The organism is Lutibacter litoralis (genome assembly GCF_014646675.1).
Lineage (GTDB): Bacteria > Bacteroidota > Bacteroidia > Flavobacteriales > Flavobacteriaceae > Lutibacter > Lutibacter litoralis.
Genome location: NZ_BMNS01000003.1, coordinates 212,153 through 224,980, shown reverse-complemented (window position 1 = coordinate 224,980; position 12,828 = coordinate 212,153). Strand labels below are relative to the sequence as shown.

General features: G+C 30.8%; 12 protein-coding genes. 4 read left to right on the top strand and 8 right to left on the bottom strand.

The genetic code is table 11. The annotated features are described in order from the left end of the window. The first annotated feature begins 9 nt into the window (after window positions 1-9). The 4 genes from dapF (at window position 10) to IEW75_RS05880 (ending at window position 3,159) form a co-directional block, all read left to right on the top strand. On the top strand, window positions 10-789 hold the full coding sequence (dapF, locus tag IEW75_RS05895; protein ID WP_134247806.1) for a diaminopimelate epimerase: 780 nt from the start codon (window positions 10-12) through the stop codon (window positions 787-789). Beyond that, a complete protein-coding gene (locus IEW75_RS05890) occupies window positions 789-1,310 on the top strand; it encodes a GNAT family N-acetyltransferase (RefSeq protein ID WP_134247805.1) in 522 nt (173 codons plus the stop codon). Before dapF ends, IEW75_RS05890 begins: the two co-directional genes overlap by 1 nt. Before the next feature lies 1 nt (window position 1,311). Then, complete coding sequence (gene mltG / locus IEW75_RS05885) at window positions 1,312-2,346, top strand: endolytic transglycosylase MltG (RefSeq protein ID WP_134247804.1); 1,035 nt, start codon at window positions 1,312-1,314, stop codon at window positions 2,344-2,346. 192 nt (window positions 2,347-2,538) lie between these two features. Next, window positions 2,539-3,159, top strand: coding sequence for a lysozyme family protein (locus IEW75_RS05880; RefSeq protein WP_134247803.1), 621 nt, complete (start codon window positions 2,539-2,541; stop codon window positions 3,157-3,159). A 57-nt stretch (window positions 3,160-3,216) separates the two neighbouring features. Here the strand turns inward: IEW75_RS05880 and IEW75_RS05875 are convergent, their stop codons facing one another. The 8 genes from IEW75_RS05875 to coaBC all read right to left on the bottom strand — a co-directional run bounded on the left by IEW75_RS05875 (window position 3,217) and on the right by coaBC (window position 12,828). Beyond that, window positions 3,217-4,170: a glycosyltransferase family 2 protein gene (locus IEW75_RS05875; protein WP_134247802.1), complete on the bottom strand. Its 954-nt coding sequence runs from the start codon at window positions 4,168-4,170 to the stop codon at window positions 3,217-3,219. Between the two features lie 107 nt (window positions 4,171-4,277). Then, the gene (locus tag IEW75_RS05870; protein ID WP_134247801.1) at window positions 4,278-6,005 is read right to left on the bottom strand and encodes an acyl-CoA dehydrogenase family protein; all 1,728 of its coding nucleotides are present in this window, start codon (window positions 6,003-6,005) and stop codon (window positions 4,278-4,280) included. A gap of 50 nt (window positions 6,006-6,055) precedes the next feature. After that, entirely contained in the window at window positions 6,056-7,075 is a 1,020-nt protein-coding gene (locus IEW75_RS05865) for an electron transfer flavoprotein subunit alpha/FixB family protein (RefSeq protein WP_134247800.1), read from the bottom strand. A 24-nt stretch (window positions 7,076-7,099) separates the two neighbouring features. Beyond that, window positions 7,100-7,975 carry an electron transfer flavoprotein subunit beta/FixA family protein gene (locus tag IEW75_RS05860; RefSeq protein WP_134247799.1) on the bottom strand — a complete coding sequence of 292 codons (876 nt, stop codon included), beginning with the start codon at window positions 7,973-7,975 and terminating at the stop codon, window positions 7,100-7,102. Between the two features lie 182 nt (window positions 7,976-8,157). Next, window positions 8,158-9,003 (bottom strand): enoyl-ACP reductase FabI, encoded by an 846-nt coding sequence (locus IEW75_RS05855; protein ID WP_134247798.1) that lies wholly within the window; start codon window positions 9,001-9,003, stop codon window positions 8,158-8,160. A gap of 53 nt (window positions 9,004-9,056) precedes the next feature. Next, window positions 9,057-10,709, bottom strand: a complete 1,653-nt coding sequence (recN, locus tag IEW75_RS05850) for a DNA repair protein RecN (RefSeq protein ID WP_134247797.1) — start codon at window positions 10,707-10,709, stop codon at window positions 9,057-9,059. A 24-nt stretch (window positions 10,710-10,733) separates the two neighbouring features. After that, window positions 10,734-11,621: a type IX secretion system protein PorD gene (porD, locus tag IEW75_RS05845; protein WP_134247796.1), complete on the bottom strand. Its 888-nt coding sequence runs from the start codon at window positions 11,619-11,621 to the stop codon at window positions 10,734-10,736. Further along, on the bottom strand, window positions 11,614-12,828 hold the full coding sequence (coaBC, locus tag IEW75_RS05840; RefSeq protein ID WP_134247795.1) for a bifunctional phosphopantothenoylcysteine decarboxylase/phosphopantothenate--cysteine ligase CoaBC: 1,215 nt from the start codon (window positions 12,826-12,828) through the stop codon (window positions 11,614-11,616). The genes porD and coaBC overlap by 8 nt, the downstream gene beginning before the upstream one ends.

The following is a 12,828-nucleotide window of genomic DNA, read 5'->3' as shown; positions in this document are numbered from 1 at the left end:
TTTGCAACAATGAAATTACATTTTTATAAATACCAAGGTGCTGGAAACGATTTTATAATGGTTGATAATAGAAACCTTAGTTTTCCAAAAATTAACACACATTTAATTAACAAACTGTGCGATAGACGTTTTGGTATAGGCGCAGATGGGCTTATTTTACTAGAGCCTTCAAAAAATGAAGATTTTACCATGGTATATTTTAATGCAGATGGAAACGAAGGAAGTATGTGTGGAAATGGTGGCAGATGCATAGTGGCTTTTGCAAAACAGTTAGGAATTATTACAGATAGAACTACTTTTAATGCCGTTGACGGATTGCATTATGCAACTATAGCAAATGAAATTGTAAGTCTTAAAATGATTGATGTTAGTGAAATTAAGGTTACCGATAGTTACGTTTTTTTAAATACTGGTTCTCCACATCATGTGCTATTTTCTAAAAATATTGCTAAAATAAATGTTAAAGAATCGGGAGCCAAAATAAGATATGGAGCGCCATACTTTGAAGTAGGAACAAATGTGAATTTTGTTGAAAAAATAACAGCTAATTCATTTAAAGTTAGAACCTACGAGCGTGGTGTTGAAGATGAAACTTTAGCTTGTGGAACTGGAGTTACTGCAGTAGCAATTGCTGCCCATATAACAAATAAAACTAACGAAAATTCAATAAAAGTTGAAGTCTTAGGTGGTGATTTAGAAGTCTCTTTTGAGAAAGTTAAGAACAAATACACAAACATTTTTTTAAAAGGACCTTCACAATTTGTTTTTGAAGGTAAAATAGCTATATAATGGCAACTTTATTAGGTGAAAATATAAACTTGCGCGCACTAGAACCTACAGATCTAGATTTTTTGTTTGCAACAGAAAACAACGAGCAATTTTGGGATATTAGCAGTACACAACTTCCTTTTTCTAAATACATATTGCAGCAATATATTGAGAATGCTCATCAAGATATTTATGAAGCTAAACAATATAGGTTTGTTATTTGCAATGCCGAGAATATTCCTGTTGGAATGATTGACCTATTCGATTTTAACCCGCAACATAAACGTGTTGGAATTGGGTTATTAATACTTCCTGAACACCAAAATAAAGGCTACGCCTCTGAAGCCTTGGAAATGGTGATAGATTACGCATTCAGTTATTTAGATGTACATCAAATTTATGCAAATATCACTTCAAATAATTTAAAAAGTATTGCGTTATTTGAAAAAAACAACTTTAAACAAGTAGGTATTAAAAAGGATTGGCTATTCTCAAATTCAACCTTTAAAGATGAAATATTATACCAATTAATTATTAGTTAAAATGAATCTAAAAAAAGGTATTCTGCTAATTATTAGCTTATTATTTATTATAGGAGGCTTTCTAACCTACAACTACCATTCAAAAATATACAAAGCCAATACCATTAAAGAAGGTGACCTATTTATACCAACGTCAAGCGAATTTAGTGATGTTGAAAACTTAGTTCGTCCATTTTTAAAAAGAGTAAAACCTTTTATTTGGGTAGCCCACAAAAAAAATTATCCAAATACTATAAAACCAGGGAAATATAAAATTACCAAAGGAATGAGTAATAATGATTTGGTGAATTTATTAAGAAGTGGAAAACAAACACCGGTGAAACTGTCTTTTAACAACCAAGATACTTTTGAAAAATTGGCTGGTAGAATCTCACAACAGATTGAAGCTGACTCTATATCTTTACTCAATAGTTTTAACGACGCCTCTTTTATTGAAGAAAATGGGTTTTCTAAAAATACAGCATTAGGAATGTATATTCCAAATACCTATGAATTTTACTGGAATACATCTGCCGATTCTTTTAGAAAAAAGATGCTTAACGAATATGATAGCTTTTGGAACAATACTAGATTAAAAAAAGCTAAAACGTTAAATTTAAGTAAAAACGAGGTTATAACTTTAGCTTCAATTGTACAAAAAGAAACGGCATCTGTTGGTGAAAGGCCTGTGGTAGCTGGATTGTATTTAAACAGATTAAGAGATAAATGGCCTTTACAAGCCGATCCAACCATAATATTTGCCTTAAAAAGAAATTTAGGTGAAGACACTATTATTAAAAGAGTTTTAAAGAAAGACTTAGATATCAATTCACCATACAATACGTACAAAAACAGAGGGTTACCTCCAGGACCAATAGCAATGCCTGACATTTCTTCTATAGATGCTGTATTAAACGCAACAAAACACAACTATTATTATATGTGCGCCAGTGTAACCAATATTGGAACCCATGAATTTGCGAAAACGTTGTCGCAACACAACAAAAACGCATTTAAGTATCAAGTTTGGCTAAACAAACAAGGAGTTAATAGATAGCTAACAGGCCATTTTCACTAGCCTCATTATATTTATTTCAATAAAAACTACATATTTATTTATTAAATTTAAAAATAATTAATTATTTATTTAAATTTGTTAAAAAAATATTTTTACACGATTTATTTGTATATTTAAAAATTAACCATACATTTGCACCCCGAAATTTAAAAGGATTAAAACCTTTAAATTATGAGAAAAGTAATAGTATTTTTAAGTTTACTTGTTATTATTGTTATAGCGTCAGCTTTTACAGAAGAAAAAAATAACTTGAATAAATTTACAGACTTTCAATCAGAAATTAGCTCTGTCGCAACCCAACAAGAAACTCTTTCATCTTTAGAAGTAAACATTCCTTTTATTGGAAAATCTTTTAATGGGTTTAGGGAAGCGGTTGCTTTTAAAGAATCTCAAGGAAGGTATCATGTAGTTAACACCTTAGGTTATTTAGGTAAGTACCAATTTGGTAGATCAACTTTAAAAAGATTTAAAATCTACAATACTCACAACTTCTTAAACACTCCAGAATTACAAGAAGATGCATTTGTTGCGCTTTGCTCTTTAAACAAATGGATTTTAAGAAAGGATATTGTTAGAAGTGTTGGAAAAAAAATTAATGGTATTGTAATTACCGAATCTGGAATTTTAGCAGCAGCACATTTATCTGGAGCTGGTAATGTAAAAAAGTACTTAAGGAGCCACGGCCAAAATACTTTTAAAGATGCTTACGGATCTTCTATTCAGCATTATATGAAACTTTTTTCTGGTTATGACACTTCATTTATTGAAGCAAACAGAAAACCAGCTGTTTAGTTAACTCTTATCATTTTTAGAAATCTAACTCTTTTTTTAAGTTAAAATAAGCAGGATTTATTCCGTTTTAGATAATCCTTTTAGAAATCCAAAACCGTAGCCTAAAAATTGAATTAAAGTGGTTAATACACTAAAAATAGCTACTTTAATATTTTTATTTTTCAGCAAAGAATCTAGAAATACAATTATAAAATAAACTGCAAAAGCTAGTGCAGCTATTTTTATATTAATTAGTAATAGAAGTATTGAAAAAATAAATGTTAAAATAAATAAGGTTGGAAACCAATAGGTAATCTTTGCCGTTTCAGGATATTTTCTATTTAAAAAAGGCCTGCCCTTACCAAATGCAAAAGTTTGTTTAAAAAACTGCCTAAATGTTGTCCTTCTTTTGTGATATACAAATGCATTTTCTATAAATTGAGTTTCAAAATTATGCTCCCACAATCTAAAGGTTAAATCAATATCCTCTCCTATTTTCATTCTGTTAAAACCTTGAGTTTTATCAAATGCTTTTTTAGAAATTCCTAAATTAAAACTTCTTGGCTGAAATTTATTTACTGCCTTTTTGCTTCCTCTAATTCCTCCTGTTGTAAAAAAAGAAGTCATACTATAATTTATAGCTTTTTGAATAGTTGTAAAAGAATCATGTGCAGCATCAGCACCACCAAAAGCATCGGTGTAATTTTTAGATAAAGCCTTTTCAACTTCAACTAAATATTTTGAAGGAATAATGCAATCTGAATCAAAAATAATAAAATAATTTCCTGAAGCTTGCTGCATTCCATAATTTCGGCTTGTTCCTGCCCCGCTATTTTCTTTAAAAAAATACTTTAAATTTAAATCTTTTGAATAGTTCTTTACAATTTCCTCAGCTTTTATGGTTGAGCCATCTTCAATAACAATAACTTCAAATCTTTTTTGATAGCTTTGTGTTGTTAAACTTTGTAACAATTCATCAATTTCTTGAGGACGGTTATAAACAGGAACGATAATTGAAAATTGTAACTCCACTAATTATTTCTTTAAGAAATCCAAAATTACAGTTTTTATAAGAACTATAAAGAAAAAACCTACTTTGATATTTTCAAAGTAGGTTTTTTAGTAGTTAAAATTTAGGATTAATGTTTTAAAGCTTCTAAATCTACGTTTTTGTACATTTCTAAATTCTCAACACTAAATCCATTCATATAATCGAATCTTTCTTTGTTTTCAGACCTCACTAAATTCACATATAACCTTGCAGTTTTTATAAACTTGTCATCTTTCTGACTATTTAGCACCAACAAGTAACCCATAATTATATTACCAGCCATTTCAACAAGTCTAGTTGAATGAAAATCAACCAACTCGTTATTTTTTTGCTCTATAATACTTTGAGAAATTGATTGGTATTCTTCTGCCATTTTATGAAGTTTCGTTCTAATTTCACAATTTTTATCTAAAACTTCAGTATCGTAAGCTTTAATTTGCTCAAAGAAGACTCCAGTTGTAACACCTTTTATCGCTGCAACAGCTTGCAACTGAGATGTTCCTTCATAAATTGAAGTAATACGTGCATCTCTATAAATACGTTCTATTGGGAAATCTTTCATAAACCCTGTACCACCATGAATTTGTAAAGAATCGTAAGCTATTTTATTACACGCTTCACTTGCAGTTAATTTAATTAGCGGTGTAAATACGTTAGAAAGTTTCCCGTAATGTTTCATTTCCATACGTTCTTCTTTAGTTAACGTTCTATCTTTCATCACTTCTTCATAAGCTTTAAAAATATCTACAAAACGAGTAGTTTCATATAATAATGAGCGAAGTGCATCTATACGAATTTTCATATTGGTTAACATTTCATATACCGCAGGGAAATTCACAATAACTTTACCAAATTGCGCTCTTTCCTCAGCATATTTCAACGCTTCTCTATAGGCGGCATCCGCAATACCAACTGATTGAGCACCAACACCTAAACGTGCAGAATTCATTAAAGACATTACATACTTAATCAATCCAAAACGCTCCTTCCCAACCAATTCAGCAGGAGCATCTTTAAATACTAATTCACAAGTTGGTGAACCTTTAATTCCTAATTTTTTTTCTAAATGGCGCACTTCAACAGCATGGTCGTTTCTATCATAAATAAACATTGATAAACCACGAGCATCATTTGTTCCTTCTTCTGAACGTGCCAACACTAATGAAATATCTGCATCACCGTTGGTAATAAAGCGTTTTACACCGTTTAAAATCCAAGTATTTTTTTCTTTATTAAAGACTGCTTTTAATTTTACAGCTTGCAAATCTGAACCAGCATCTGGCTCAGTTAAAACCATTGCGGCAGTAGCCCCATCTTTATTAAAACGAGGTAAAAACTTATCTTTTTGTTCCTCAGAACCAAATTCATAAATAGTTTCAGCACAATCTTGTAAGCCCCAAATATTTGCAAAACCTGCATCTGCACGAGCTACCATTTCCGCAGCCATAACATAAGGTAATAAAGGGAAATTTAAACCTCCATACCTTCTAGGTAAGGACATTCCAATTAAACCAGCTTCGTACAAAGCTTTATAATCTTCAGTAGTTCCTTTTGCATAAATTACTTCATTATTTTCGATATGTGGTCCTTCTAAATCAACACCTTCTGCATTTGGCGAAATTGTATTGGCACAAATATCACCTACTATTTCAAGTACTTTTTCGTATGAATCAATTGCGTCTTCATGATTTAAAGGTGCATAATCAAACTTTTCAGATTGTTCAAAATTATCTTCTTTTAACTTTACAACCTTTTTTAATATTGGATCTTTTAAATGAAATTTAAAATCCGGAGTATCTTTGAAAAAATTATCCATTTTTTTCTATTTTATAATTAGAGTTTTATAAACTCTTCATTTTTTTTAAACTATTTTGCGTTCTCCTTATAATATTTAATCATTTTAGGAAGAACAACTCCTAAATCTCCAGTAATTACATAATCTGCAATTGCATTAATTGGTGCATCTGGATCATTATTTATAGAGATTATCATAGAAGCATCTTGCATACCTGCTGTATGTTGTATTGCTCCTGAAATACCAGCTGCTATATATAATTTTGGTCTTACCGTAGTTCCTGTTTGTCCAATTTGTCGATTATGATCAATAAATCCAGCATCTACAGCAGCTCTTGAACCTCCAACTTCACCTCCCAAAATGTTTGCCAGATTTCTAAGCAAATCGAAATTTTCTTTTGAACCAACACCGTATCCACCAGCAACAATTATTGGAGCATCTTTTAAATTTACGCCCGACTCTTCAATATGACGTTCAATAACTTCAACAACAAAATCTTGGTCATTTAAAACATCATTTACATCTATCTTAATTATTTCTGATTTGTGATTTGCATCGAAAATTTCTTTTTTCATTACACCTTCTCTAACGGTTGCCATTTGAGGGTGCATGTCCCAATTTATAATGTTAGCCATAATACTTCCTCCAAATGCTGGACGAATTGCATACAACAAATCGGTATATTCTTTTTTTTCTTTTTTCACAAAATGATCACCAATATCTAATATGGTTGTATCGGCTGTTAATCCACAGTTTAATTTTGAAGCCAAACGCGGTGCTAAGTCTCTACCTACAGAGGTTGCTCCAAACAATACAATTTGAGGATCTTGTTCTTTTAATACTTTATAAGCTAAAGCTGCATGCGGCAAAGTTCTGTAAGGCTCTAACTTTGAATCATCAGAAATAAATAATTTATCAACTCCATAAGGTGAAATTTGACTTTCAATTCCATCTAAGTCATTTCCAAAAACCATTGCGTCTAGTGGACAACCTAATTTTTGAGCTAATCTTTTTCCTGCTGATAATAACTCCTGACTTATTTCTGCTACTTCTTTATTTTCTACTTCGCAATAAACAAATACACTTTTCATTTTACTAATTTTAAGTTATATCAACTACCCAATGGTGTGATGTTTAATTAATTCTTTAATCATTCCTTCTATATCACTATCTGAATCAGTTAATACCTTTGATTCATTTGCAGTTAATACAATGCTGGAAACACTTTTAACTTTAGTAGGAGAACCAGCTAATCCAATTTTTGTTTCATCTGCTTCAATATCTTCAACACTCCACTCTGGAATCACCAAATAAGGTCTTTTTTTATGCAATTCTTCTAGAACAGGATCTCCTTTTCTCATCTCTGTATTTGTTCTTGCATATTTGTATTTCATCACATTTTTTGCGTGTCTTGATCTACATTCTTGAGAAGAACCATGCACAGTCATTAAACAAGGATATGGGGCTGAAACAATCTCAACACCATTTTCTAACCTTCTTCTTGCAATAATTTTATCTTCATTAATTTCTAAAACCTCTTCAACATAGGTAACTTGAGGAATGTTTAATTTATCGGCACATTGCGGACCAACTTGCGCTGTATCACCATCAATTGCTTGTCTTCCTCCAACTATTAAATCATAATCGGCTATTTTTTTTATTGCTTGAACAATAGTATAACTAGTTGCCAACGTATCGGCTCCTCCAAAACGTCTATCAGAAATCATAATTCCATCATCAACACCACGATAATATCCTTCTCGGATAATATCAGCGGCTTTTTGTGGTCCCATTGTCAATATAGTAACGTGTGTTCCTGGTATTCGATCTTTTATATTTAATGCTAATTCTAAGGCGTGTAAATCGTCTGGGTTAAAGACTGTTGAAAGTTTTCCTCTATTTACAGTACCATCTGGTTTCATGGCATCGGGACCCACATGACGTGTGTCCGGCACTTGCTTTGCAAGCACTACAATTTTAAGTGGTCTCATAGAATAATATTACTTGTATTTTTTGATTCTCTAAAATTAAAGCAATTATTTCATGAAAATGATGACAATACTCATACTTCCAAAATTTAAATTTTTTAGGCAAAAAAAAAAGCGATGATTTAAAAATCATCGCTTTTTTTATATGTAAATAAGTCTTAAACTTACTTTTTATCCTTAATTGTCTATTTTTCAGGCACTACCTCTTCTTCTTGCTGAAAATCTTCCATAAAATTTTCCATAATAGCCGTACTTACACCCATATTTGAGAAACCACCATCGTGAAATAAATTTTGTAGTGTCACTTTTTTTGTTAAATCAGAAAACATTGAAATTGTATAATCAGCACATTCTAAAGCAGTTGCATTACCAAGCGGTGACATTTTTTCTGCATAGGCAATAAAACCATCAAATCCTTTTACACCGCTACCTGCCGTAGTTGGCGTTGGAGATTGAGAAATGGTATTAACCCTTACTTTTTTATCGCGCCCAAAGAAATAACCAAAACTACGAGCTACAGATTCTAAATATGCTTTGTTATCTGCCATATCATTATAATCTGGAAAAACACGTTGTGCTGCCATATAAGATAAAGCAACAATACTTCCCCATTCGTTCATTGCATCTTTTTTATACAACATACTCATAACTCTATGAAATGATAATGCAGACACATCAAAACCTGTTTTTGTGAAGTTATAATCTTGATTTGTGTAATGATTTCCTCTACGTACATTAACAGACATTCCAATTGAGTGTAATACAAAATCAATTTTTCCACCTAAAATTTCCATAGACTTATCAATTAAATTTTCTAAATCCATCATAGAAGTCGCATCAGCTGGTACTACTTGTGAACCTGTTTTTTCAGCTAATTCTGAAATAGTTCCTAAACGCAATGCTACTGGTGCATTTGTTAAAACAAATGTTGCTCCTTCTTCATGTGCTCTTTCAGCAACTTTCCAAGCAATTGATTTTGAATCTAGTGCTCCGAAAATAATTCCTCTTTTTCCTTTTAATAAATTATGCATAGTCTTAATATTGTTTTCGATTTAGTTTAATTGGCTGCAAATATAGTGAATTCTTAATTTAACAGCTGTTTTGCGTGTTCAATAGCAGTTTCAGAAATATTTTTGCCACTTAACATTTCTGCAATTTCTTTAATACGCTCCTTTTTATTTAATCTTGTTAATTGTGTAATTATATTATTATCAATATCTTCTTTATAAACTTTATAATGGTGTTGTCCTTTTGCAGCAATTTGAGGTAAGTGCGTAATTGTAATTACTTGCATATTATCGCTCATTTGTTGCATGATATCAGCCATTTTTTGAGAAACATCGCCAGAAACGCCAGTATCAATTTCATCAAAAATAATAGTTGGTAATTTCGAATATTCCGAAAGAATTGCTTTTACTGCTAACATTATTCGAGATAATTCACCCCCTGAAGCTATTTTTTTAAGTTCCCCAAAATTAACCCCTTTATTTGCTGAAATTAACAAGTGTAATTCATCCTTACCGTTTGATAAATAATTTTTAGTATGATTAATTTTAAATTGAAATCTTGTATTTTCCATTCCTAAATTAGAAAGAATTAATTCTAACTTTTTAATTAAAACAGGAATTGCCTTTTTACGTTCGTTAAAAATTGAAACTGCAAGTTTATCAATTTTTTCTGCAACCGATTTTATTTCAGTTTCTTTAGCTTTTATTGCTGATGAAGAGTTTTGAACAGCATCAACTTTAAGAGATAGATTTTCTTTAATAACCAACAATTCTGTAATTGAGTTTACAGTATGTTTCTTTTGCAAGTTGTAGATTAATTGTAATCTATCATTTAGTTTTTCTAATTCTGAAGGATCAAACTCAACATTTTCATTTAAGTTTTCAATTTCTGTGATAACATCGTCCATTTCAATTTTCAAGCTTGAAACCCTGTCATACAATTCTTTATATTCTGAAGCAAACGATTTTATTTTGTTTAAATTTGCTGTAAATGAAACCAGTAATGCTTGTATTCCAATTTCTTCATTTAAAGCCAATGCCTGAGCTTCAGTTAAATTTAATTTAATTTCTTCTATATTATTTTCTTTATCTAACTGCTGTTCTAAAGCTTCTTGCTCTTCTGCTTTTAAATTCGCCTTTTCTAACTCTGTGTATAAATGCAAATTGTATTCATACTGCTCTTTTGCAGCCTCCTGTTCTTGTTTAAGCTTTTTTAACTCTTTCGTTAATTTGTTAAAAACCACCAACCCTCGTTTGTAAGATTCAATTTTTCCTGTATTTGCAGAGAGCGCATCAATTATATAGAACTGAAAATTAACATCGGATAATTGTACTGTTTGATGCTGAGAATGCACATCTATCAATTTTTCACTAAGTAATTGTAATGTTTGAATTGTAGTTGGCGTATCATTTATAAAAGCACGTGATTTTCCACTCGGTAAAATTTCACGTCTTATTATAGTTTCTTCCTCAAAATCTAAGTCTTTTTCTTCAAAAAACGTATTTAATTTATAATCTGAAATTGAAAACCGGGCTTCTATAATACATTTTTTAGAAGCATCTTTTAATGTTGAAGAATCAGCTCTTTTTCCTAAAACCAACCCTAAAGCACCAAGCAATATAGATTTACCAGCACCTGTTTCACCTGTAATTATAGATAAATTATCTTGAAAACTTACAGATAAATTTTCTATTAAAGCGTAATTTTTTATGGAAAGATTTATGAGCATTCTTTTTGTTTGAAAATTAAGAAATTACTTTATCGCTTCCCACTTAGAAGCATTTAGAGGAGAAATCCTTAATAAGTCGTCTTTTAATCTACTAGTATCGAATCTAGGTCCATCAGAAAAAATATCTACAATTTCATCTGCTTTAGAGTCCATAAAAACACGTAATAGAAATGCATTAGGACGCGAATCGTATATAGTTTTTAAAGTTTTTACAACTTCAAAAATAGCTTGTTTTGCTGCTTTCTTATCTTTACTCATCATATCTAAACCGTTATAATGATAATCGAACATAGCTTTTCTAAACATATCATATGTTGGTGACAACATATTATCTACCAATGTAAATCTTGTTTTAGAACCATCATTTTGATTCCAGCCAGCATAACCACTTTGTTGTGCCTGCACAACAACATCTTGTGCTTTTGTAAAATAGGAAGTTCCTCCATTTAATGAAAATGTATCTGCATCCATCCCTAAAATTGTATACACATAAAATGAAATTACAGAAACTATATTAGATTCAAAAGAGTTTTCGTTAAATTGTAAAGGTTCAAATTCTGTATATTGAAATGAAAAATTATCGTCTTTAAAATTTAAAACTGGCGTTAAATAGGTAGAATTATAAACTGGACGCGATGATTGTATTTGAATATGACCTCTAAAATCTGTTCCTGTTTGTTCTAAAATAGTAAGCGTTAAATTACAATTTATTAGTTCTTGTGGTTTATAATTAAAATTTGTCCACCTTTTTTGATTTACAAATTCATTTAATGACGTTTGTAACGTAGTAAAAATTTGTTTGTTAGAACCTGGTATTTTATCGGCATTAACAGTAATTGTACAATTTAATTCTTGTGCATTTAACTGAATTACGGTAAATAAGGCTATTACTATTTGAACTATTTTATGCATACATCTTATTCAAAATTACATTAAATATATCTTCAGCAACTGCCGCCTTAGATTTTAGACCAAATTCGGAAATATTTTCCGATTTATCAATTATTGTAACTTTATTTGTAGGTTTTTTAAATCCAGCACCTTTATCGTTCAAAGAATTTAGCACAATTAAATCTAAATTTTTAGATTTACATTTCTTTTTTGCATTTTCTAATTCGTTATTGGTTTCTAGTGCAAATCCTACTAGAAACTGCTGTTCTTTTATACTACCTAACGACGCTAAAATATCGTGTGTTTTTACCAGTTCAATTGACATTGAATCCGATGATTTTTTTATTTTTTTATCGGCAACATTTTTTGGTTTGTAATCTGCCACCGCTGCAGAGAGAACTGCAATATCTGTTGAACTGTAAACTTTATGAACTTCATTATACATTTCTTCAGCACTTACAACATCTATTCTTTCAATTAAACTATTAGAAATAGTTTGATTAGACGGACCTGTTATTAAATAAACCTTTGCTCCTAAATTAGCAGCAACTTTTGCCATTTCAAAGCCCATTTTACCAGAAGAATGGTTTCCTATAAAACGCACAGGATCAATAGCTTCATACGTTGGACCAGCAGTAATAAGTACTTTTTTATTAAATAGTGGCATCCCTTTTATAATATCATTTTCTATAAAAGAAATAATATTTTCAGGTTCCTCCATACGTCCTTCTCCTTCTAAACCGCTTGCTAAAAATCCAGTTGATGGTGGAATAAACACATTTCCAAAACTTTGTAATTTTTCAATACTATTTTTGGTTGAAGGATGTTTGTACATATCCAAATCCATTGCAGGTGCAAAATACACCTTACATTTTGCGGACAAATAAACTGCTAACAACAAATTATCGCAAACACCATTTGCCATTTTAGATAAGGTATTCGCAGTTGCAGGAGCAACCACCATATAATCCGCCCATAAACCTAAATCTACATGACTGTTCCATTCCTCTGTTTCCTGTTCTCCTTTTTCATAAAAAGAGGAATACACAGGATTTTGAGATAAAGTAGCTAAAGTTAATGGAGTAACAAAGTCTTTTGAAGCAGGTGTCATTACAACTTTTACGCGCGCACCTGCCTTAATAAAAAGTCGTACTAAATGTGCCGTTTTATAAGCAGCAATACCTGCGGTAACTCCTAAAAGTATATTTTTACCGCTTAAAATTGACAT